Here is a 23,799-nt window from a genome sequence, read left to right on the forward strand (position 1 = left end):
GGAGAATACTAGATCTTAACTCTGATAAAAAGATAGCTATTGGGATCACCTCCACATACGTGGAGAATACTTTTTAGACGGCTCAATTCGACCAGTCTTTTTGGGATCACCTCCACATACGTGGAGAATACACTAAACAAATCCCGCTATATCAATGATCCTTAATTCAAATCATAACATTTTCAATCACTTTTAAGAAGACTCACTTTTCAAAATTTATGTAATTAGATATTCAAAGTTAATTGAATAAAATAAGATTCTCTTTTTCTGATTCGTTGACTAACTCCCCGATCATCGTTAAGCTTCATCCAATTTTGATTTAGCAGCTTAGCTTCAAGATACATCTGAAAGATTTGTTCATCTTGCAAATTTTGTAATTTTTTACAATCAGCACCAATAATATTGCTAATTATGGCATTAATTGCTCTCCTTCCCTGATTGATAGTACGTGTTTTTTTAGGCATATAATGAAAAGGCTTAGAAATACCTTTAATTTTTTATTTAACTTTCGCAGTTTTTCAAATAATTGACTATAATCCATATCAGCGCTTAATGATTGTTTTAATAAATTCAAATTATCCATCAGATAAAAAACAGCTTGATCAAACTTCTTATCACTCAATAGTGCTTTTCGCGTCGACCGTTGGGATAGTAAATTAGGCAAAAATGTTGAGAATAAGCACAGCAAGATGAATAACCTAGCTTTAAGAAGAGCAATGTTATCAGCCATGAATATTGATATGATCAACCACCGCTTCTATCATGATCTTAATTTCCGAGTTGACACTTTAATTCCAGAACAATACGGTAAATTTCATGATGGAAGTATTCCTGGTTATCCATATAATCTTAAAAAAGCAAAACAATTGCTAGATCAAGCTGGATATAAATATCAAAAAGGTGCCAAATTCCGTAGTCAGCCTAATGGTAAACCATTAACAATTAACTTAGCAGTTCGCGCATCGTCACCAAACGCGGAATCTATCTGGTCCAATTATATTCAACAATGGAAGAAGGTCGGCTTGAATGTACGTTTTTTAGGCGGTCGACCAATGGAATTCAATTTTTGGGTTCAAGCAGTTAAAGCCGCAGACCCTAGAATTGATGTACTTGAGGGTGCCTGGGGCTTAGAAGATGCTTCACCAAATAGTCTCTATGGTCAAAGTTCGCAATTGAATTTTGCCCGGTTTGCTTCTAAAACCAATAATAAACTATTAAACGATATCGACAGCCAAAAGGCCTTCGATCCTAACTACAGAGTTCAAGCCTTCAAAAAATGGCAAAGATGGATGCATGATCAAGCCTATTTCGCACCAATCTCTAATAGTTATGAATTGACCGCCGTTAATGCAAATGTCACTGGCTGGTCAGTTAAATACAATAGTAATGTCTGGTATGACGCCGGCTTTGTTAAAAAATAATTCTTAATATAATATCAACTTGCTCAAATAAAAGAGGGAACTAAATCAGATCGATTTAATTCCCTCTTTTTATTATTCTATTTTAAGCGCCGTGATACTTAACCAAACTGTAAATATCAACATCTGGCAACTTTTCTCTACCATGTAAATCCGGTAATTCAATATAGAACGCAGCACCTACAAGCTTACCACCAAGATTTTCGATTAATTCTTTAGAAGCTCTTAAGGTACCAGCAGTAGCCATCAAGTCATCACACAGAACCACTCTTTGACCCGGCTTAATTGCATCTTTATGCATTTCCAAACTATTTGAGCCATATTCCAAGTCATAGGAAGCACGTTCAACTTCTCTTGGTAACTTATGTGGCTTTCTTGCAGGTACAAAACCTAAGCCTAATTCAGTAGCTACAGGACAACCTACAATAAAACCACGAGCTTCAGGTCCAACAATTATATCTGCCTTCTTACTCTTAGCATATTCTGCTAATTCATGAGTAGCGGCACGATACAATTCACCATCTTGCAAAATCGGTGTGATGTCACGGAAAACAATGCCCTTGTTAGGAAAATCCTGAACACTTGCAATATATTTACTAAAATCAACTGCCATAAGAAGCAAAACCTCCCAAATTCTGTGTGTTTGTATTCAAACACTTTTGACCAGTATATTTTACCAGATTTTAACAATAAAAACACTGAAAACAGGATAATTATCTAATTATTTGACAAATTATTAATATATGTAATCAAACGTTGACTAGGCATAGTTCTTAGTTGATTAACAAATTTAATCTGAGAAGAAGTTCCCATTAAATATTTAGAAGCTGTCAGCGGCTGTTTTTTAGGAGAAGGCTCTCCTACCAATTTACCTTCATCCAATTTTACAAAGCCTAATTCAAAGAAAACTCGTAAAATGAAAAGCACACTATCATAATCTAGTCCCAAATAAGGTGCAACTGTACGGTAATCTGCTGGCTTTAACGTAGGGTGGCTATAAATATATTTTAAAACAGCACCAAAATAATTTTTAGCGGGAATTTGTTCAACAGGCAATTGATCAAGCAAAAAGCGTAAATAGATTTGTTGATAATCTTTCTCCAATGCAGCATTTAATTCAATCTGATTGCGTGGCACATCTAATAATGCAACTGTTTCACCAGTTTGATCATAATCTTTAACTAAAGAGATCTTGTCTTCATCGATCTGTAGTCGGTTGCGAACAATCGGAATATTTTTTTGATCAAATAACAGGTAGCGGTCCGCGAAGCCCATAACATATTTCTCTTGGCGTAAGTCAACAACTGGCGTTGGCACTGCCAATTTTGGTGAAGCAAAAGCTAGTCCGGTCATGATTCCTTGTAAAGAAACTTGATTTCGATAAGTATTTAATGATAATTGAACAAAAATTTGAGAAATAAACGGCAAAAGATTATTATTCAAAAAGCCTTTATTAAATCCAACAACTGATAAGTTACCGCCTTTTTTAGCAACCGTAAATTTGACATGATTCTTATCTTTACCCATTTTAAAGAAATGAGTGATTGTTGGATTAGAGATACTAAAGATTGGCTGCGTGTCACCTGTCCCAAATGGACCTACTTGATTGATTTGTGCTAGTGTCTGCGGAGTTAAGCCCTGCATAGGCAATTCCATGTCATATTTTTTAGTCTCAAGACCACCTTCAACATGAAAGTCATCTTCAAATTTTTCCCGTAATGGCGCAATCTGATTTTCTTCTAATGATAAACCACAGGCAAAATCATGGCCACCAAATTTGGTTAAATATTGATCCTTGATCGGATTTAAAGCATCAAACAAGTTGAAACCAGCAAATGACCTACCTGAGCCTTTAACCTCACCTGCATCATTTTTAGTCAAAATAATCGTGGGTTTATGTGTCTTTTCAACGATCTTATTAGCTACTAAACCTAACACACCTTCGTGAAATTCAGGGTCATATAAAACCAAAGTATTTTGTTTTTGCCAGCTATTTTTATGAATTAACGTCATACATTTGTCATAGACTTCGGTGGTTAATTCTTTCCGTTTATTGTTTAATTCTTCGATCTTATCTGCAATTTTTTGGGCCTCCAGGTCATCATCACTTAGCAAAAGCTCAACTGCCAAGTTGGCATTATCTAATCGGCCTACAGCATTTAATCGAGGAGCAATATTAAAGCCGACATCAGTTTCATTAATACTGCCTAAAGTCAAACCAGCATTTTTGATTAAAGCGCGCAAGCCAGGACGATCTGTCTGATTAAGCATCTCTAAACCACGCTTAACGATAATATGCCCCTCTCCGGTCACCTTAACCATATCGCCAATAGTTCCGATCATAGCCAAATCTAGCAGCTCAGGCATAGTATCCTGCATTAGACCACGACAAATCGTGTAAGCTACTCCGGCACCACAATAATCATCAAAAGGATATTTTTGGCCAGGATAATTACAATGAACAGTAGCATAAGCTGCCGGTTTCTTTTCTTGAAAAGTATGATGATCTGTAATGATTACATCAACATTATGTTCTTGAGCATATTTGACTTCCTCGACCCCAGTAACACCATTATCAACAGTGATAATCAATCTGGTTCCATCAGCTACAATATCTTGATAGCGGTCCATATTAGGACCATACCCATCATTGAAGCGATTAGGAATAAAATAATGAACATCAGCGCCCAAAATGCTTAGGGTTTCAGTCATAATAGTCGTTGCAGTAATTCCATCAGCATCATAATCGCCATAAATTGTAATCTTTTCGCCGCTATCAATTGCTTGATTAATTCGGTTAATTGCCTTATCCATGTCATGCATTAACGCTGGATCAGCCAGATTTTCTTCTGTTGCATTAAACCAAAAATCAAGTTTTTCGTCTGTATTAATACCCCGCAATGCAAAAAGTTTGGCTGCAATGGGACCTAGTTGATATTTCTCAATCAAGTCTGGTGCTAATTCATCAGCTATTCTTTCTTGCCATTTCATTAATTATCAAACACCTTATGTTCTCTCATCAAAACGAAAAGGCACTCATTGTTGAGTGTCTTTATTACAAAATCTATTTATAATTTTATCGCAAATCTAAATCTGATTAAAGATTGTAAATTTTTATTTTAATTTAAAAACCTTAAGATTATTGTTGTTAGCCTTTTCGGTTTTAATCAGATTACCCCGAATTGCCCAACGATTCTTACCGCCATCAGCACAAGTAATCAAAGTTACAATATTCTTCTTAGTATTATCGACTAGCCAAACCGCAGTTGGATCAACAATCTTTTTCATATAAATTCGATAGACATATACTTTGTTAAGATTAGTTAAATAAACTAACTCACCTTTTTTAACATCTTCAAGTGGTGAGAAAAGAATACCTTTTGCTGTCATGTAGTGACCTGCAAGAGGATAATTTCCTTTACCCATTACTTGGTCGGCTCGCATCGTGCCGCCACCAGTCGACATTGCATCATCACTCATCCCCAACATAATCGGTAAATACATATTAACATCGGGAATAGCTAACGCACCAATCGCACCAGAAGTCTTTTTCACTTGTGATCTTGCTGCTTGTGCAATGCCTAAAGACTTAACTTTACTAAAATCATACATTCCTTTTTTCTTTTTGTTTTCTTCAATCGTCGTTCTATTTATTCCACTTAAAGTAGATTGTTGATTATGATGAATTAATTGATCACTGATCTGTTTGTTAAATATCAAAGCAATACCAACAAGCAATAAAATAATAGCAGCAACTCTAAGTAAAATTGTACTTACACTATTTTTTTTATTTTTAGCCATTTTTATTTACCTTTGATGTCATCATCGTTCATCTTCAAGACTGCCATGAAAGCATCTTGAGGTACTTCAACTCTACCAACTGCTTTCATTCGCTTCTTACCACGTTTCTGTTTTTCAAGCAGCTTAGCCCGACGATCTGGATCACCAGTATGAATTTTCCAGGTAACATCTTTTCGGTATGGCTTAATTGTAGCTCGAGAAATAATTTTAGCTCCAATTGCGCCCTGAATATCAACTTCAAAGTTTTGCCGTGGAATTAGTTTTTTTAGCATTGAAGTCATTTGACGGGCACGATCTTGAGCTTCTGATCTGTGAGCAATAAAACTCAATGCATCAATTGGCTCCTTGTTAAGCAAAATGTCGATCTTAACCAAATCAGTAGCACGATAACCCGTAATTTCATAATCAAGTGAAGCATAACCTTTAGTCGAAGATTTCAAATCATCAAAGAAATCAAAAATAATTTCAGCTAATGGCATGTTGTAAATTACATTAACTCGGTACTTATCCAAGTAATCCATGGTAACGAATTCACCACGCTTACGTTGACAAAGCTCCATTACTGGACCAACAAAATCATTTGGCACCATAATTTCCGCTTTTACATAAGGTTCTTGAACTTCCTTATATTCACCAGCATCTGGCAAATCAGATGGATTATCAATCACCTTGGTTGTTCCATCATTCATAATTGCATGATAATCAACAGATGGTGCTGTCATGATTAGATCAAGGTCAAATTCTTGCTCTAATCTTTCCTGTACAACATCCATATGAAGTAAGCCTAAGAAGCCACAACGAAACCCAAAGCCTAAAGCTGTTGAAGTTTCAGGCTCAAATTCTAAAGCTGCATCATTCAGCTGTAGTTTTTGTAAAGCTTCCTTCAAATCTTCATAATCACGGTTGTCAACTGGGTACATCCCAGAATAAACCATCGGTGGAATTTGACGATAGCCTGGAAGTGGTTCAGCCGTTGGATTATCAGCTTGAGTAATTGTGTCACCAACACGTGTTTCTCGAACGGACTTAATGTTAGCAGTAATATATCCTACATCCCCTGCGATTAAAATATCCTTCTTAATTGGATGAGGACTAGAAACACCAACCTCGGTAACTTCATATTCCTTGCCAGTATTCATAATTTGAATTCGATCGCCTGGTTTAACAGATCCATCTTCAATTTTGACAGACATTACCACTCCGCGATAATCATCATATTTAGAGTCGAAAATCAATGCTTTTAATGGAGCAGCAATATCACCAGACGGAGCTGGAATATCTTTAACTACCTTTTCCAGCATGTCCTTAATACCTTGACCGGTTTTACCTGAAACTTCGGCAGCTTCTGAAGCATCCAAACCTAACATTTCTTCAATTTCTTCCTTAGTCTTAGGAACATCGGCAGATGGTAAGTCAATCTTGTTAATTACTGGCAAGATTGCCAAATCGTCATCAATTGCCAAATAAGTATTAGCCAAAGTTTGAGCCTGTACACCTTGAGAAGCATCAACCACCATTAAAGCACCTTCACAGGCAGCTAGAGAACGTGATACCTCATATGAAAAGTCAACGTGTCCTGGTGTATCGATTAAGTGGAAAATGTAGTCTTCACCGTCTTCAGCATGATATTTCACTTCAACTGAGTTCATTTTAATGGTAATACCACGTTGACGTTCAAGTGGCATATCATCTAACATCTGATTTTTAAGCTGACGTTGACTAACTGTATCAGTTAACTCTAAGATTCTGTCAGCAATAGTCGATTTACCATGGTCAATATGCGCCACAATAGCAAAATTTCGAATGTGTTTTTGATAGTCTTTTAATTTTTTTAAATCCATAAAATCGTTCACCCTTTACTATGTATTAATTATAGCAAAGCTAGAATAAATGATGAAATTGTAGCATAGTAAATTTTCAATAAAATGCAGAGTTTTTAGAATAATAATTGAAAATTCAGCATTGAATATTTTCCAAGAAAAACTCTAAAAATCACCAAAAAATTAATTGATCTTAAAAAAGGTTTCTGTTGCAATTAGCAGAAACCTTTTTTAGCATTTACATATTAAACTTATCTTTTAAGCGTTCAAAAAATCCTTTTTCTTGTGGTGTAATATTGCCACCACCATCATGAACAAAGTTGGTCAAATCTTTCTTTTGCTTATCATTAATGTGCTTTGGAATAACAATATTAACTGTAGTAATTTGATCACCATTGCCATTACCACGAAGATATGGCACACCCTGTCCACGCAAAGTAAACTTCTTATTAGGTTGCGTACCAGCTGGAATAGTTAGCTTTACATCACCATGCACAGTCTTAACGTTAATTTCATCTCCTAAAGTAGCCTGGGCAAATGAGATTGGTACTTCTGTATAGATAGTCTGGCCACGACGCTCAAAATCTTTAGATGGTTTAATTCGATAGTTAATATATAAATCACCATATGGTCCGCCATTTATACCTGCTTCGCCTTGGCCTTGATATCTAAGTTGTTGACCATTGTCGATTCCCGCTGGAATATCCACTTCAATAGTATTCTTACGGTCAACTGTTCCTTTACCGCCACAGGTTTTACATGGATGCTCAATAATCACACCACGACCATGACATTTGTCACAAGTGGTTTGACGACGGATCATGCCCAACATTGATTGTTGAGTAATTGTCATATAACCAGTTCCATGACATTTATCACAGGTAATTGGATGTGTACCTTTTTCACAACCATTACCGCCACAAGTCTCACAAGTTTCGCTTCGAGTATAGCTGACCTGGGTCTTTTTGCCCTTAATGGCATCCATAAAATCAATTGTCAATTGATAATCCAAATCTTGGCCACGTTGTGGTGCAGTTGGATCAACCCTCTGTTGACGGCCTTGACCAAAAATATCGCCAAAGATATCGCCAAAATCACCAAAGCCAGAAGTATCAAATCCGGCACCGCCAAAGCCTTGACCAGCTCCACCACCAAAGCCACCTTGACCATTTACACCAGCAGAACCAAATTGATCATATTGCGCACGTTTTTGCTTATCGTGCAAAACCTCATAGGCTTCGTTAACCTGCTTATACTTTTCTTCAGCTCCAGGTTCATGGTTTAAATCTGGGTGATATTTTTTGGCTAATTTACGATATGCCCTACTTATTTCCTGATCACTGGCGTCACGATCTACGCCAAGTACTTTATAGTAATCTTCTTGTGCCATCTATTTGAACTCCTTGTATTCTCAAAAGAAAAGAACTACTCAATGGGTAGTTCTTTTCTCCTTTTGTTTAATTATAAACCCATTACTTATTTGGATCTACTTTGTGGAATTCACCATCTTGGGCATCACCGTTGTTGCCATTATTTGAATTACCACCTTGTGGGCCTTGAGGACCTGCTTGTGGACCAGCTTGACCAGCAGCACCACCATTTTGTTGATACAACTTAACAGCTAAGTCTTGAGCAGCCTTGGATAAAGCATCTTTCTTTTCTTTCATTTCATCCAAGTTGTTATCCTTTTGAGCTTTCTTCAAAGCTTCAAGAGCATCTTCAACTGGCTTACGATCGCTATCAGAGAGCTTATCCTTAGTATCTTTCAAAGTCTTATCTGTAGTAAAGATTAATTGATCTACTTCGTTTCTAAGGTCTGCTTCTTCCTTACGCTTCTTATCTTCATCAGCGTGTTCTTCAGCATCCTTTTGCATACGTTTAATTTCTTCATCTGATAAACCGGATGAACTCTTAATAGTAATCTTTTGTTCCTTGCCAGTACCCATATCCTTAGCAGATACATTTACAATACCGTTCTTATCGATATCGAAGGTAACTTGAATTTGAGGAACACCACGTGGTGCTGGTGGAATATCAGTTAATTCAAAGCGGCCAAGAGTCTTGTCGTCTGCAGCCATTGGACGTTCACCTTGCAATACGTGAACATCTACAGCTGGTTGATTATCTGCTGCAGTTGAGAAGATTTGACTCTTTGAAGTTGGAATAGTAGTGTTTCTGTCGATTAACTTAGTGAAGACACCACCCATGGTCTCAATACCAAGTGACAATGGGGTAACATCAAGTAAAACAATATCCTTAACATCACCTGAGATAACACCACCTTGAATTGCTGCACCCATAGCTACAGCTTCATCAGGGTTAATTGAATGGTCAGGTTCCTTACCAGCCCATTCCTTAACTGCCTTTTGAACAGCTGGAATACGAGTAGAACCACCATTTAAAATAACCTTGTCAATGTCATTAACAGTAAGACCTGCATCCTTCAATGCATTGTCAAATGGTACCTTAGTCTTTTCTACCAAGTCAGCAGTTAATTCATCAAACTTAGCACGAGTTAAATCTGCTTCAAGGTGTAATGGACCAGCTTCGCCAGCAGAAATGAATGGAAGTGAGATATGAGTACTTGATACACCTGACAAGTCCTTCTTTGCTTTTTCTGCAGCATCCTTTAAGCGTTGCATTGCCATCTTGTCCTTCGACAAATCAACACCATTTTCATCCTTAAAGTTCTTAATTAACCAATCCATGATACGGTGATCAAAGTCATCACCACCAAGATGAGTATCACCATTAGTTGACAATACTTGAAAGACACCATCACCTAATTGCAATACAGAAACATCAAAAGTACCACCACCAAGGTCGTATACTAAGACTTTTTCATCTTGGTCTTTATTTAAACCGAAGGCTAATGCTGAAGCAGTTGGTTCGTTAATAATTCTTTGCACATTCAAACCAGCAATCTTACCAGCGTCCTTAGTAGCTTGGCGTTGAGCATCATTGAAGTAAGCAGGAACAGTAATAACAGCATCCTTAACTTCTTCACCCAAGTAATCTTCTGAGAATTTCTTAATATATTGTAAAATAAATGCTGAAATTTCTTGTGGTGTATATTCCTTATCACCAACTTTAACCTTATAATCAGCTTCACCCATGTGACGCTTAATTGAAACAATGGTATTAGGGTTGGTAATAGCTTGACGCTTTGCTACCTCACCGACTTGAATTTCACCATCTTTAAATGCAACTACTGAAGGAGTAGTCCGGTTACCTTCTGGATTAGTGATAATCTTTGGTTCTTTACCTTCAAGAACTGCAACTGCTGAGTTAGTAGTCCCAAGGTCAATCCCAATAACTTTTGACATATATTAGCTTCCTCTCTTATTGAGCAACTACAACCATTGCTGGTCTTAGTGTTCTATCCTTATATTGATATCCTTTTTGTAAAACCTGAACAACGTGATCTTTTTGATCATCATTCTCAGCTGCTACTGTTTGAACAGCTTGATGTAATGTCGGATCAAATTTAACGCCATCAGCCTCAATCTCAACTACACCATGATCTTTCATTGCCTTCACAAGTGCATCCAGGGTCATTTGCACGCCCTTCTTTAACTGCTTAGACACATCATCATCGGCCTCAACGCTTAGGGCTCTTTCCAAATTATCCATTGCTGGCAAAATGTCCTTCGCTAAGCTTTGAGATTCGTACTTAATTAATTGAGCACGTTCTTTAGTGTAGCGATTTTGCATATTTTGAATTTCTGCTTCACTACGCAAATACTTATCTTCAAGATCCTTGTTCTTATCTTTTAAATCAGCTAATTCTTTAGCTAATTTTTGATCTTGTTTATTTTTTTCTTGCTTCTTTTCTTCACCTTTATCGGCTTCTTTTTTAGCCTTAGGCTCAGAAGTCTTTTCTTTTTGCTCTAGATTTTTTTCACTTGGAAATTCTTCTTTACTCACGGCTAACCTCCTTTATTGAAACTTGCCGTAATAATCAAGCAACTTTTTAGCTAGTTCATTTCTAAAATATTCAAGCAACCCAATCATTTGTGAATATGGCATATTCGTTGGTCCAAGTAAAGCAATAGTTCCTTTACCATGGGAGCCAACGCTGTACTCAGCTGTCAGCAAACTATAATTTTTTAATAAATCATTGGGTAATTCAGATCCCAACTTAACCTTTACTGGATAATTTCCAGACTTTGGATCCACCTTTGCATCCATTAAATTAGTGAACAGATTATTATGATCAATCAACTCGTACAAAGAACGAATGTCATTTACATCATGTTCAGAAGTATTATTGAGCAAATTAATCTGTCCATCCACATACATCTGCTCACTAGCTGCATCTTTTACGACATCTTCAACTAAACTAAGCAATTCAGTCACATGTTCGCCGCCTAATTCGTTTTTAGCTAATTCACTTAGCAACGAAACGTTGATTTCATTTAGGCTCTTTCCGACTAACTGATCATTAATCATGCGGACAGCCTTTTCAATTTCTTCGCCGTGAATATTATGTGGCAAAGCATATACCTGATTTTGAATGTTACCATCACTTGTAACCAAAATTGCCATAATCTGTCGTTGAGACAGCGGTACAATTCTAAATCCTGTGACTCTAACATCATGACTCTCAGGTCCTTCCGCAAATGCGGTATAGTTAGTTAAATCTGACAGAATTCGTGCAGCTTCTTGTACAATTTCATTTACTTGATGAAAAGGTCGATCTAATTGACTTCCTATTGTATTATAAACAGACTCTGGTAATTGCAACGGCTCAACTAAATTATCAAGATAATAACGATAGCCCTCGCTTGAAGGAATTCGACCACTTGAAGAGTGAGTTTTTTCAATTAACCCCTGCTCTTCCAACACGGCCATTTCATTTCTAATCGTTGCACTTGAAACTTTAATTGGCAACTGCTTCATTACGGTCTTTGAACCTACTGGCTCATGACTTTGTGTAAAGTCTGTAATTATTGTTTTTAAAATAAGCTCTTGACGCTCGGTCAACATATTATATCGCCCTCACTTTTAGCACTCACATCTCTCAGGTGCTAACAGTTAATATGATACCAGAAATTAGCACTAAATCAAGTAGATTGCTAATTTTATTCAAAAAAATACGCACTTTTTTCAAAGTACGTAGCTTCTTAACCCTTTTGCTTAAAATAAGCCCTAATTTCTTGCTCATCTCGTTCAAGTTGCTCTTTCAGTTCAGGTAATCCGGCAAATTTTTTCTCACCTCTGGTATATTTATACCATTTGATCTTCATTGGCTTACCATAGATATCTTCATTAAAATCAAAAATATTAGATTCAATATATATCTTCTTGTCCTGATTAATGGTTACATTATAGCCAACGCTAGTCATGGAGTTATACCACTTACCATTTACTTTAGTCTTGGTAGCATAAACTCCAATTTTAGGAATCACCTTATGGTCTGCCCAAATCAAATTAGCTGTTGGATAGCCTAGCTTATGACCATTTCGTTTACCATGCCCAATGATACCACTCATTACATAATGGTGCCCCATTAATTCAGTGGCTAATTCCATCTGACCATCCTTAATTGCTTGACGAATTTCAGTTGAGCCAATTTTTCTACCGTTAAAAGTTTGCTTTGGCATCACTACAATATTAAAACGCCCTTTGGAAAATTGGGGTAAATTAGCCATATTTGCAATATTCTTAGGACCATAAGTGTAATCAAAGCCAGCAACAACGGTATCAGCATTTAATCTGACAATTACATTATCGACAAATTCTTGTGCAGAAATTTGACTGAAATTTTTAGTAAATGGTAAAACAGCCAAATAATCTACTCCTAATTCCGCCATTTTGTTAGCTTTTTCTTCCAAAGTTTCTAAGTATTTAAAATCTCGTTTCGACTCATAAACTTCCTTAGGATGTCGATCAAAGGTCAACACAACTAATGACAATTTCTTCTGTAATGCAATTTCTTTAGCCTGATTAATTAAGCGCTGATGTCCCAAATGAACCCCATCAAAAAAGCCAAGGGCAAGCACAATTCTAGTAGATAAAATATTTTCCTTAACAGGATATGTTAAATGAACGATTTTCACAGCTAATTCCTTCATTTCATTTATTCATTTTGCAACAGCATTAAGCTTGGGCGATAAAGCTTTCCTTTTTTTTCATAAATTGCTTTCACCTTTTTATTGTATCGTAGTGCAACTTTTTTCGCATTAGTTTCAAGCGAAATACCTGCTCCATTTTTAACTTTAAGCCACTTTTCTTCAGTTAAATCAACCTGAGTGTATTCCTTAAAAAATGCATCAATCGGCTGTATAAGTTCAGTGGCCTTTTTCGGATTCTCTTCAATCTCCTTTAATTTTACTGCTTGTGTAATATCAAAGCCAGAACTAGCTGTTCTTCTCAAATAAGTCATCGTTGCGGGGCAATCTAATTTTTCACCTAGATCATTAACTAACGATCTAACATAAGTGCCTTTGCTGCATTTAATCTTAAAATCAAAGCTTTCTTGCCCAGTATTTATATCAAAAACTGGTTCTTTAGTTAGATCATATTGTTTGACTTCAACCCTTCTCTGAGGCCGTTCAACTTCAATTCCTTCACGCGCATATTCATAAAGATGTTTACCATTCACTTTAACAGCAGAATAAATTGGAGGCACTTGAACAATTTCTCCTACAAATTTATTCATATTTTCTTGAATTTCTGCACCAGAAAAAGGCTGAATCAACTTTTTTTCTTTTAAAACAGTTCCAGTTGCATCATAACTATCTGTGCTATAACCAAATAGTCCCGTGCCAATATATTCTTTTGGCCTAGTATGCATCATTTCAATTAATTTAGTAGCCTGACCAATAGCAATTGGTAAAACGCCTGTCACCTCAGGATCAAGCGTACCAGCATGTCCTATTTTTCTAATATGTAATACGCGGCGCAAATGATAAACTACATCTGCACTAGTCATCCCTTTATCTTTATCAATAACTAAAATTCCGTTTAACATAATTATTCCCTATTCTTTTCAACAAAAAAAGGGCACCATCACGGCGCCCTCTTTTTTATTTGTTTTCCCGCTTAGCATCTTGTTTCTTAACTTCTGCAATCAAACGGTCAATCTTACTACCATACAAAACTGAATTATCACGTTTAAAAATTAATTCAGGAACCTTATAAACAGTTAATGTTTGACCAAGCAAATGACGCATCATGCCTTTTGCCTTTTCAAAACCTGCCTGAACCTCTTCTTCCTTATGCTCATCTTCAGTTAGCAGGCTGTAATAAACAGTTGCATATGAAAGATCATTCGTACATTCAACTGCGGTAATAGTTACACCACTTAAGCGCGGATCACGAATATTCTTTTGTAAAATCTTGGTTAATTCGCGTAGAATTTCACCTTCAACACGACCAATTCTATGCTTCATGTTTTCCTCCTAATAGTAATTACTTAGGCTCAACTTGTTGCATTTCGTAAACTTCGAATTCGTCGCCAACTTTAATGTCGTTGTAGTCCTTAATCGTTAAACCACAATCGTTACCTTGCTTAACTTCCTTAACATCATCTTTAAATCTCTTAAGTGAAGCAATTTCACCATCATACTTAACGATACCATCACGAATAACTCTAATCTTAGAATCATTCTTAACCAAGCCCTTATCAACGAAGGAACCAGCAATTGTACCAACCTTAGAAACCTTCCAAGTTTCACGAACAGTAAGATTACCGATAACCTTTTCTTCATAAGTTGGTTCAAGCATACCCTTCATGGCAGCAGTAACATCATCAATAGCCTTGTAAATAATGCTGTAAAGACGAATATCTACGCCATCGGTTTCAGCTTGGCTCTTAGCAGTAGCAGTTGGACGAACGTTGAACCCAATAATAAATGCATTTGATGCACCAGCCAAAGTTACATCTGATTCATTAATGGCACCTACACCTGAGTGAATGATATTTACACGTACGCCTTCAACTTCAATCTTTTCAAGCGATTGTTGTAAAGCTTCTACAGAACCTTGAACATCAGCCTTCAAGACAATGTCAACTTCCTTCATGTTTTCCTTCTTCATAGTATCGAAGAGGTTATCAAGAGTTACGTGTTGAACATTTTCACGAGACTTTTGTAAAGCTTGTTGTGCTCTAGCTTCACCAACACTTCTAGCGGTCTTTTCATCCTTAAATTCAACTAACTTATCAGCAGATTCAGGCACATCGTTCAAACCAGTAATTTCAACAGGTTCTGATGGTGTAGCCTTCTTAACTTGACGTCCACGATCATTAGTCATAGTACGAACACGACCAAAAGTGTTACCAACAACAATCGGGTCACCAACATTAAGTGTACCTTGTTGGATTAAAACGTCTGCTACAGGTCCACGACCACGTGACAAACGAGCTTCAATCACGGTACCAATTGCCATTTCAGTTGGATTAGCCTTAAGTTCCATCACATCAGATTGCAACAAGATCATTTGTAATAAGTCATCAACATTTTGACCTGTCTTAGCTGAAATATTAACGAAGATAGTATCACCACCGTAATCTTCAGGAATCAAATTGTATTTCATTAATTCCTCAGTTACGTGTTGTGGATTTGCACCTGGCTTATCCATCTTGTTAATTGCTACAATTATTGGAACATTAGCACTCTTTGCATGGTCAATTGCTTCTACAGTTTGTGGCATTACACCATCATCTGCAGCAACAACCAGTACAACAATATCAGTAATTTCAGCACCACGTGCACGCATGTTAGAAAATGCTGCGTGTCCTGGTGTATCCAAGAATGTAATTAAGCGATCATCTAATCTAACTTGGTAAGCACCAATCTTTTGAGTAATACCACCAGCTTCATGAGCTGAAACATGAGTATGACGAAGACGATCAAGTAAAGTGGTCTTACCATGGTCAACGTGTCCCATGATTGTAACAACTGGTGGGCGTTTAACCTGGTTTTTAGATTCCTTTGACTCTTCCATTCTCTTGTCATAGATATTATCAATATCAGAGATGTCTTCATGAACTTTTTGCTCAGCATTGATACCATATTCAGCAGCTAAAAGTTCAATTGTATCTTTATCCAAAGATTGGTTTTGGTTAGTCATCACGCCAAGCATGAAGAGTTTCTTAACAATTTCAGCTGGTTCACGGTGAATTAACTTACCAATATCTTGAGCGTTCATACCTTCTTCGTAAACTAATATTTCTGGTAATGGACGTTCCTTACGCTTAGTAAGTGTTTTCTTTGGTTTTTGCTCTTGTTGACGTTTTTTATTCTTACGCCGCTTTCTCTCTGAACGATCTGAATGGTCACTACGACCATTGCCAAATTGATTTTTACCCTTGCGTCCTGGCTTTCCCATGTTGCGACCACGATTATTGCCGCGTTTTTCTTCCTTAGGAGCCTCAGGAATAGTAACTTGAACTCGTTCTTTAGTCGCTTCAGGCTGTTGCTTCTTCAAACGAGCTGGAGAAGGCTTTAAAATCTTAGGACCAATAACTTTCTTTTCTACTGGTTCTGCTTTCTTCTTGTTATCTTTGTGGTTGGTTGTTTTCTTATTATCTTTCACTGGCTGTTCTTGTTTTGGATGTCTTAATTGCTCATGATATTCTTTTCTGGCTTTTTGGGCTTCACGATTAAGTTGCCCTTCTTCTGCCCGTTGCTTTTGTTTAAATTGTTGTAACAAAGCAGCTGCCTTTGGCTTACCTGTATTATTTCTACGATCATTTTTATTCTCATGACCGTGATTATTTGAACGACGTTTATTATTGCGTTTCTTAGAATTCTTAGAACTATTATTATCTTCTTGCTTCTTTTCATTTTTGCGAATAGAAGAAACAGATATTTTTATTTTATTCTTTTTATTAGAAGATTTTGCAGCAGGAGCGGAGTTTTGGAAACTATTCTTTAACTTTGCAACCTGTGAATCATCTACTGATGACATGTGATTCTTTACATCTAAGCCTAAATCCTTTGCTTTTTGGACTACAACTTTGTTATCAACGCCGACTTCTTTTGCGATTTCATAAATTCTTTTCTTTGCCATCCAATCACACTCCTTCATTTATTTTTTTAACTAACGCCTTAGCAAAACCAGCATCAGTTAATCCTAAAACTTTGCGTTTTTTGCCAATTGCCTTTGACAATTCAATGGCAGTAAACATAGTTATCATAGGAATATTGTCTTTTCTGGCAGCGCGGTTTACTTTTTCTGCCGTGTTGTCTTGAACATCACTAGCCATAATAACCGCTTTGATTTTATGCTTATTAAGTTCATTAATGACTGTCTCTGTACCGGTAGTTAACTTACCAGCACGCTCAGCTAAACCTAACAAATTAATTGCTTTTTGTCTATTTTGCAATCTTATTTATCACCAAATAATTCTTTTCTTGCCTTTTGATGATCAACATAAGAGTAAAGCTCATCGTAAAAAGTATCTGGAACTTTCGCACCTAAACTACGTTCTAATACATTCTTCTCTTTAGCAGCTTCAATCTTACTTGGATCAAGGGAAACATATGCGCCGCGACCAGCCTTTTTACCTGTTGGATCAACTGACACATTTTTTTCTTTATCGATAACAATACGTACTAATTCCTTCTTGGGCTGCATTGTATCGGTTAATAAATCCTTCCGCATTGGGATTTTTCTTTTTTTCAAAAAAATCACCTATTCTTCAGTTTTATCTTCTTTACTTGAATCTTCTACAGTAGTTGTATCATCTGAGCTTTCAACGTCAGCAGCGTCATCTGTACTTTCAACATTTTCAGAAGTTTCGCTACTATCTGCAGCATCAGCTGTATCATTTGTTTTTTCATCTACAAATTCTACTTCAGATTCAGGACGAATATCAATCTTATAGCCTGTCAAACGAGCAGCTAAGCGAACGTTCTGACCTTTCTTACCAATTGCAAGTGATAACTGGTAATCTGGTACGATAACTAAAGCACTTTTTTCTTCTTCATCATCACCAAATTGAACCGCAATCACTTCTGCTGGATTTAATGCATTAGCAATAAAGTCAGATGGATCTTCTTCATACTTAACGATATCAATATTTTCACCGCCAAGTTCGTTAACTACATTTTGTACACGAGCACCCTTTTGGCCTACACAGGTACCTACCGGATCGATGTTAGGATCATTTGACTTAACAGCCATTTTAGTTCTGTCACCTGCTTCACGTGCGATTGAAACAATTTCAACGGTTCCATCATAAATTTCTGGAACTTCTTGTTCAAACAATCGTTTAACCATGTCAGGAGCAGTTCTTGAGACTGTAATTTGTGCACCCTTGCTATCGGAGCCAACATGAGTTACTAGTACACGAATCTGGTCTTGGGGATTGTAAACCTCATTTGGCATTTGATCACGGTGAGGCATAACAGCTTCAACATTACCAATCTTTACATAAACGAAACGATTGTCGCGTCTTTCCACGGTACCAGTAACCAATTCATCTTCATATTGTGAATATTCATCAATAATATGTTTTCTTTCGGCTTCACGTAGACGTTGCATGATAACTTGCTTAGCAGTTTGGGCGGCAATTCTACCAAAATTTTTAGGTGTTACTTCAAAACGAATTTCGTCGCCTACCTCATAAGCACGATTAATTGTTAAAGCATCCTTTAAACTAACTTCAAGACGGTCATCTTGCACTTCGTCAACAACAGTTTTAACTGCCATTACCTTGAAGTTACCTTTTCTTTCATCAAAATCAACTTCAACGTTTTGTGCTTGATTATAATTCTTTTTGTATGCAGCTACCAAAGCGGCTTTAATTGCATCAACAATAACATCTTGCTTAATGCCCTTGGTATTTTCCAAAGTAGCAAACGCTTCTAGCATTTCTTTAGACATAAGTTTTTGATCAACCTTTCTAAAATTCAATTGCAAAACGAATATTTGCAATTAACTTACGGGGAACAGTTAATGTTTTTCGTCTTGTCTTATCTTTTATTTCTAATACAACTTCGTCATCATTATAAGACTTGAGTGTACCTTCATACATTTTTTTATTCTCAATCTTTTGATAAAGACCGACATGAATGTAATCATTCAGAGCTTTTTCCCAATCAGCTTTTGTTTTGATTGGTCGTTCTGCCCCTGGAGATGATAATTCCAAAACATAGGGATCTGGAAGCGGATCGGGATCAAGAGCATCCAGCTTTTCGGAAACAAGTTCACTTAAAGCTGCAATCTCATCAATGTCAATACCGTTTGGTTGGCGATCAACATAAATGCGTAAATAATTTTGCCCCTTTTCTTTAACGTATTCCATATCAACCAACATGTCACCATGTTCATCAATAATTGTTTCGACAACTGGACGAACAGAATCTATAACTTTAGACAAAAATTTTCCTCCGTAATAAAAAGAGTGAGCATCACTGCTCACTCGAATTTACCTATTCGAACTTCATACGTAGTATACCATGTTTTACCTGATCTTGTAAAATTTAACTATCAGAAAAGTGATAATTGATTTTCATCTGGCATCCCTTCCAAGACACCATTTTCTTCGAAATAATTCATAATTGTTTGTGATACTTTACCGCGCTTAGCTAAATCTTCTTTAGACAAAAACTTCTTTTCTGTACGAGCAGCTACAATCTGCTTAGCTGCATTATCCCCTAAACCAGGAACAGCATTGAACGGTGCTAAAATTGTATGCTTATCTAAGATCTTAAAGTCAGTTGCTTCAGATTGATCAATATCAACCATTTTGATCTTAATCCCTCGTTCTAGACATTCATTAGCTATTTCTAGCACGGTCATCAAACTCTTATCCTTAGCTGATGCATCGTTCCCTTTATCCTGAATTTCCTTCATTGCAGCCTTAACAGTATTCTTACCATGACTCATTGCAACCAAATCAAATAGATCGGCACGAACTGAAAAGTAAGCTGTGTAATAGATTTCAGGATAATATACTTTAAACCAAGCAATTCGTAGAGCCATTAAAATGTAAGCCGTAGCGTGAGCCTTAGGGAACATGTACTTGATCTTCAGACAAGAAGGAATATACCAATCTGGAATATTCTTATTTTTCTTTAAAATAGCCATATTTTCATCGCTGATACCACGACCATGACGAACGGATTCCATTGTTGAAAAGGCAACTTCTGGCTTAACGCCCCAGTGAATTAAGTCCATCATGATGTTATCACGACAACCAATTACATTTTTCAGTTTGCAAATTCCTTGATTGATTAAGTCCTCAGCATTTCCTAGCCATACATCAGTCCCATGGGACAAACCTGAAATCTGTAATAATTCAGAAAATGTCGTTGGCTTAGTCTCCTCAAGCATTCCTCTAACAAAACGGGTACCAAATTCTGGAACACCCAAAGTTCCAGTTTCTGATTGAATCTGCTCTGGAGTAACACCTAAAATATCAGGACTAGAAAATAATGACATGACTCCAGGGTCATCGGGTGGAATAGTCAATGGATCAATCCCAGACAAATCCTGCAAGTGACGAATCATAGTTGGATCATCATGTCCCAGAATATCAAACTTCAAAATATTATCATGAATAGAGTGGAAGTCATAGTGAGTAATCAACCAAGCGGCATTTACATCATCGGCTGGATACGATACCGGCGTAAAATCGTAAATGTCCATATCATCGGGCACTACAACAATTCCTGCAGGGTGTTGACCAGTAGTTCTTTTGACACCACGGACACCAGCGGCCAAACGGTCTAATTCCGCATTTCTTAGCTTTAAATCATGCTCTTCATCGTAGTGTTTAGCATAACCGTAAGCAGTCTTATCCGCAACAGTCGCAATCGTTCCAGCACGATATGAATTATCTGGTCCAAACATTACTCGAATAAAATTATGGGCTACTGGTTGATAGTCACCTGAGAAGTTCAAATCGATATCAGGAACCTTATCGCCGTGAAATCCTAAGAAAGTCGCAAATGGGATATCTTGTCCATCTTTAACTAATGGAGTTCCACATTTTGGACAATCTTTATCAGGCAAGTCAAAACCAGAACCATATTCCCCATTTTCAAAGAATTGTGAATACTTACAGTTAGGACAACGATAGTGTGGAGCTAACGGATTAACTTCAGTAATTCCTGACATCGTTGCTACTAGACTAGAGCCAACAGAACCACGAGAACCTACCAAATAGCCATCTTTATTTGACTTAGCTACTAAACGCTGAGAAATCAAGTAAATAACCGCATAACCATTCGAAATAATGGAATTTAATTCTAAATCTATTCGATCCTTAACAATCTTCGGTAATGACTTACCATATAATTCATAAGCCTTATCATAGGTCAACTTCTTCATTTCTTCATCGGCATGTTCAATATGTGGTGGGTATAACCCATCTTTAATTGGCTGAATTTCTGACAATTCATCAGCAATTTTATTGGTATTGTCAATAACAATTTCCTTAGCCACATCTTCGCCTAAGAATGAAAATGCATCTAGCATTTCCTGTGTTGAATAGAAATGCAAATCTGGCTGCGGCTTATTTCGACTAGGGTTTGATCTCTGAGCCGCAATCAAAATTTTACGATAAATAGCGTCCTTTTGGTCAACGTAGTGGGCATCGCTAGTTGCAACTACAGGCTTATTTAATTCCTTCCCTAATTTAATAATATTTTCAATAATTTCATGTAATTGATCTTCATCCTTAATCAAACCATCAGCAATTAATTGCGAATAGGTTGCTGGAGGTTGAACTTCAAGATAATCATAAAATTTAGCTTTTTCTCTTGCTTCGTCGTAACCTTTTTGCATCATTGCGATAAAGACATCGCCTTGCCAACAACCAGAACCATAAAGTAAACCATCATGCAAACGAGCCAAATCTGACTTCGGCGTACGAGGAATACGGAAAAAGTCCTTCGTGCTGGCAATTGATACTAATTTGTAAAGATTCTTTAATCCAGCTTGATCCTTTGCCAAAACTGTCATATGGGAAGGACGGGCTCGTTTATAAACTTCACCATGTGCTGCATAGCCATTCAAATTATTCAAATTATTTTCATGATACTTTTTATTAAAAGCATCTAACAATTTAAACATTAAATAGCCAGTTGCTTCAGCATCCTGATTTGCCCGGTGATGGTGTTCCAAAGAAACATTATACTTCTTAGCTAATGAATCTAAAGTATGACGACTCTGCTCTGGATGTAGTAAACGCGATACTTCAAGTGTATCAACTACTGGCTGAGTAATTTCTTTTAGCCCTGCACGTCTTAATGCTGCATTAACAAACCCAACATCAAATTGAACGTTATGTCCACACAGTGGTCGATCGCCATAAAAGTCTTGGAATTGCTTAATGACAACTGCTTCATCATCGGCTGCGCCAACCATTTCATCTGTAATTGAAGTCAAATTAATAGTTTGCTCACTTAAAGGATGGTGCGGATTAATGAACTTATCAAAGCGTTCAAGCACTTCTCCATTCTTCATCTTAACCGCACCAATCTCGATAATTGTGTCGTAAACAGATGACAACCCCGTAGTTTCAACGTCAAAAATTACAAACTCGCGGTCTTCATAGGTCATCGGTGCAGGATTCAAAACTAGTAAAGCATGATCATCAATCATATTAGCTTCTACACCATACAATATTTTCATGTCCAGTGCTTTACCACTGCTATATGCTTCAGGGAATGATTGAACATCACCATGATCGGTAATCGCAATTGCCTTTTGTCCAAACTTCTTAGCAGTTTTAATAAAGTCCGTCGGAGTATTAGTTGCGTCAACCTGACTCATATTAGTATGAACATGTAGTTCAACTCGTTTAGGCTCACCTTCGTATTTTTCAGTTCGCCCAACATGCTCGACAGTCTCTAAGCTACTAATATTAAAAACTACATCATGTATATATTGATCATCAGCAACTGACCCCTGCATTTTAGCCCAAGTTCCTGGTTTAATTGCAGATAACTCTTCAATTTCATCTTTATTAGAAACAAATTTCTTAAATGCAATTGAATCACTATAATCCGTAATTTCGCCAGAAAAAATGATTGCACCAGATTTAAGCTCACGAGTTTCAACATTAAAAATATTTCCCTCAATTACTACATTACGTACGCCATCTTCCAGCTCTTTAATTTGTGTAATTGGAGCATTTTCATCTAATTTACGTTTACCATAATTAGTACGTCTAGTTGGATACTGTTTAGGTTGTTGCGGTTTAGGTTTGTCTGGCGTCTTCTCAAAGACTTCCTGCATGCTTTTTTCATGCTCTTGTTGCAACTCCTGCAAACTTTCTAAATTGTTTTTAGAACTTGTCTGATCCAGCTGAGTTATAAATTTCAAATTAAAGAAGCCATAATCACGCATCTCTTCAGCTAAATCATCTAAAGCCTTCTGCTCAATTAAACCATCAATCACATTATTATCAACTGGAATAACCCAGCGGCCATCAACTTTTTTAGGTTTTTGGCCAGCCAAAAATTCACGAGCCACAGGTTGCAAAATATTTGAATTTTGAACTACATAATGCCAATAATCTGGTAAATATTGATCAGAACCATCAGCTGTTCCAACATAAAATCTTACATTTACAAAAGAAGAAAAAGTTTCTTCTACAGCTTTTCTTAATGCTACATAGGTGTCATACATCAAGGGAGTATCAAAAAAAACGTGGATATCCCACCTGTGTTCTTTAGCGTAAACATCCACGTTTTCAATTTTCCCTTTTTGTAGAAGCGCATTGTCTTCAAAACTATCAGGAAATTGAACCTGTTTGAGCAATTTTAAGAAAAGATCGTTTTTATTTGCCACAAAAA

General features: G+C 36.8%; 18 protein-coding genes, 1 pseudogene and 1 CRISPR repeat array (1 of these 20 cut by a window edge). Of the genes and pseudogenes, 1 reads left to right on the forward strand and 18 read right to left on the reverse strand.

Features of this window, described 5'->3' with window-relative positions; translation table 11 throughout:
* Positions 1-131: direct repeats of the CRISPR family, unit length 28 nt; unit sequence GGATCACCTCCACATACGTGGAGAATAC; it begins 1,121 nt to the left of the window's first position.
* A 93-nt stretch (positions 132-224) separates the two neighbouring features.
* On the reverse strand, positions 225-464 hold the full coding sequence (locus CP367_RS08350; protein WP_089145791.1) for a hypothetical protein: 240 nt from the start codon (positions 462-464) through the stop codon (positions 225-227).
* Between the two features lie 165 nt (positions 465-629).
* Between CP367_RS08350 and CP367_RS08355 the strand changes: the two are divergent.
* A pseudogene (locus tag CP367_RS08355) lies at positions 630-1,421 on the forward strand (ABC transporter substrate-binding protein); the annotation flags it as partial.
* Positions 1,422-1,503: 82 nt separating this feature from the next.
* Here CP367_RS08355 and CP367_RS08360 read toward each other — a convergent pair.
* From CP367_RS08360 to CP367_RS08440, 17 genes are all read right to left on the reverse strand, one after another.
* A complete protein-coding gene (locus CP367_RS08360; protein ID WP_065989775.1) occupies positions 1,504-2,031 on the reverse strand; it encodes an adenine phosphoribosyltransferase in 528 nt (175 codons plus the stop codon).
* Between the two features lie 104 nt (positions 2,032-2,135).
* On the reverse strand, positions 2,136-4,409 hold the full coding sequence (recJ, locus tag CP367_RS08365) for a single-stranded-DNA-specific exonuclease RecJ (protein WP_089145793.1): 2,274 nt from the start codon (positions 4,407-4,409) through the stop codon (positions 2,136-2,138).
* A 123-nt stretch (positions 4,410-4,532) separates the two neighbouring features.
* A complete protein-coding gene (locus CP367_RS08370) occupies positions 4,533-5,219 on the reverse strand; it encodes a class A sortase (protein WP_068813264.1) in 687 nt (228 codons plus the stop codon).
* A 2-nt stretch (positions 5,220-5,221) separates the two neighbouring features.
* Positions 5,222-7,060: a translation elongation factor 4 gene (gene lepA / locus CP367_RS08375; RefSeq protein ID WP_023488776.1), complete on the reverse strand. Its 1,839-nt coding sequence runs from the start codon at positions 7,058-7,060 to the stop codon at positions 5,222-5,224.
* 217 nt (positions 7,061-7,277) lie between these two features.
* Positions 7,278-8,429, reverse strand: a complete 1,152-nt coding sequence (gene dnaJ / locus CP367_RS08380) for a molecular chaperone DnaJ (protein WP_005719254.1) — start codon at positions 8,427-8,429, stop codon at positions 7,278-7,280.
* Between the two features lie 82 nt (positions 8,430-8,511).
* Positions 8,512-10,365, reverse strand: a complete 1,854-nt coding sequence (gene dnaK / locus CP367_RS08385) for a molecular chaperone DnaK (protein WP_013086488.1) — start codon at positions 10,363-10,365, stop codon at positions 8,512-8,514.
* 16 nt (positions 10,366-10,381) lie between these two features.
* Positions 10,382-10,966: a nucleotide exchange factor GrpE gene (gene grpE, locus CP367_RS08390; protein WP_005719257.1), complete on the reverse strand. Its 585-nt coding sequence runs from the start codon at positions 10,964-10,966 to the stop codon at positions 10,382-10,384.
* 12 nt (positions 10,967-10,978) lie between these two features.
* Positions 10,979-12,028, reverse strand: coding sequence for a heat-inducible transcriptional repressor HrcA (hrcA, locus tag CP367_RS08395; protein ID WP_005719259.1), 1,050 nt, complete (start codon positions 12,026-12,028; stop codon positions 10,979-10,981).
* A 137-nt stretch (positions 12,029-12,165) separates the two neighbouring features.
* Positions 12,166-13,116, reverse strand: a complete 951-nt coding sequence (ribF, locus tag CP367_RS08400; RefSeq protein ID WP_023488778.1) for a riboflavin biosynthesis protein RibF — start codon at positions 13,114-13,116, stop codon at positions 12,166-12,168.
* A 5-nt stretch (positions 13,117-13,121) separates the two neighbouring features.
* Positions 13,122-14,015 carry a tRNA pseudouridine(55) synthase TruB gene (truB, locus tag CP367_RS08405; RefSeq protein WP_089145794.1) on the reverse strand — a complete coding sequence of 298 codons (894 nt, stop codon included), beginning with the start codon at positions 14,013-14,015 and terminating at the stop codon, positions 13,122-13,124.
* A 55-nt stretch (positions 14,016-14,070) separates the two neighbouring features.
* Complete coding sequence (locus tag CP367_RS08410; RefSeq protein WP_013086491.1) at positions 14,071-14,436, reverse strand: ribosome-binding factor A; 366 nt, start codon at positions 14,434-14,436, stop codon at positions 14,071-14,073.
* A gap of 19 nt (positions 14,437-14,455) precedes the next feature.
* Positions 14,456-17,059 (reverse strand): translation initiation factor IF-2, encoded by a 2,604-nt coding sequence (gene infB / locus CP367_RS08415; RefSeq protein ID WP_061204775.1) that lies wholly within the window; start codon positions 17,057-17,059, stop codon positions 14,456-14,458.
* A gap of 4 nt (positions 17,060-17,063) precedes the next feature.
* Positions 17,064-17,375, reverse strand: a complete 312-nt coding sequence (locus tag CP367_RS08420; protein ID WP_005719268.1) for a ribosomal L7Ae/L30e/S12e/Gadd45 family protein — start codon at positions 17,373-17,375, stop codon at positions 17,064-17,066.
* Between the two features lie 2 nt (positions 17,376-17,377).
* Positions 17,378-17,674, reverse strand: coding sequence for an RNase P modulator RnpM (gene rnpM / locus CP367_RS08425; protein WP_005719270.1), 297 nt, complete (start codon positions 17,672-17,674; stop codon positions 17,378-17,380).
* Positions 17,675-17,683: 9 nt separating this feature from the next.
* Positions 17,684-18,877, reverse strand: coding sequence for a transcription termination factor NusA (nusA, locus tag CP367_RS08430; RefSeq protein ID WP_089145795.1), 1,194 nt, complete (start codon positions 18,875-18,877; stop codon positions 17,684-17,686).
* Positions 18,878-18,896: 19 nt separating this feature from the next.
* Positions 18,897-19,373 (reverse strand): ribosome maturation factor RimP, encoded by a 477-nt coding sequence (gene rimP / locus CP367_RS08435; protein WP_005722018.1) that lies wholly within the window; start codon positions 19,371-19,373, stop codon positions 18,897-18,899.
* Between the two features lie 110 nt (positions 19,374-19,483).
* A complete protein-coding gene (locus CP367_RS08440; protein WP_089145796.1) occupies positions 19,484-23,794 on the reverse strand; it encodes a PolC-type DNA polymerase III in 4,311 nt (1,436 codons plus the stop codon).
* Positions 23,795-23,799 lie beyond the last annotated feature (5 nt).

The sequence above is a fragment of the Lactobacillus sp. UMNPBX16 genome (genome assembly GCF_002553775.1).
Lineage (GTDB): Bacteria > Bacillota > Bacilli > Lactobacillales > Lactobacillaceae > Lactobacillus > Lactobacillus crispatus.

Bases quoted from the DNA above. Each gene is read 5' to 3' on its own strand.
- CP367_RS08370 (WP_068813264.1), bottom strand. From the start codon at position 5,219: ATGGCTAAAAATAAAAAAAATAGTGTAAGTACAATTTTACTTAGAGTT.
- recJ (WP_089145793.1), bottom strand. From the start codon at position 4,409: ATGAAATGGCAAGAAAGAATAGCTGATGAATTAGCACCAGACTTGATT.
- nusA (WP_089145795.1), bottom strand. From the start codon at position 18,877: ATGTCTAAAGAAATGCTAGAAGCGTTTGCTACTTTGGAAAATACCAAG.
- dnaJ (WP_005719254.1), bottom strand. From the start codon at position 8,429: ATGGCACAAGAAGATTACTATAAAGTACTTGGCGTAGATCGTGACGCC.
- hrcA (WP_005719259.1), bottom strand. From the start codon at position 12,028: ATGTTGACCGAGCGTCAAGAGCTTATTTTAAAAACAATAATTACAGAC.
- CP367_RS08360 (WP_065989775.1), bottom strand. From the start codon at position 2,031: ATGGCAGTTGATTTTAGTAAATATATTGCAAGTGTTCAGGATTTTCCT.
- infB (WP_061204775.1), bottom strand. From the start codon at position 17,059: ATGGCAAAGAAAAGAATTTATGAAATCGCAAAAGAAGTCGGCGTTGAT.
- lepA (WP_023488776.1), bottom strand. From the start codon at position 7,060: ATGGATTTAAAAAAATTAAAAGACTATCAAAAACACATTCGAAATTTT.
- dnaK (WP_013086488.1), bottom strand. From the start codon at position 10,365: ATGTCAAAAGTTATTGGGATTGACCTTGGGACTACTAACTCAGCAGTT.
- CP367_RS08410 (WP_013086491.1), bottom strand. From the start codon at position 14,436: ATGAAGCATAGAATTGGTCGTGTTGAAGGTGAAATTCTACGCGAATTA.
- ribF (WP_023488778.1), bottom strand. From the start codon at position 13,116: ATGAAGGAATTAGCTGTGAAAATCGTTCATTTAACATATCCTGTTAAG.
- truB (WP_089145794.1), bottom strand. From the start codon at position 14,015: ATGTTAAACGGAATTTTAGTTATTGATAAAGATAAAGGGATGACTAGT.
- CP367_RS08350 (WP_089145791.1), bottom strand. From the start codon at position 464: ATGCCTAAAAAAACACGTACTATCAATCAGGGAAGGAGAGCAATTAAT.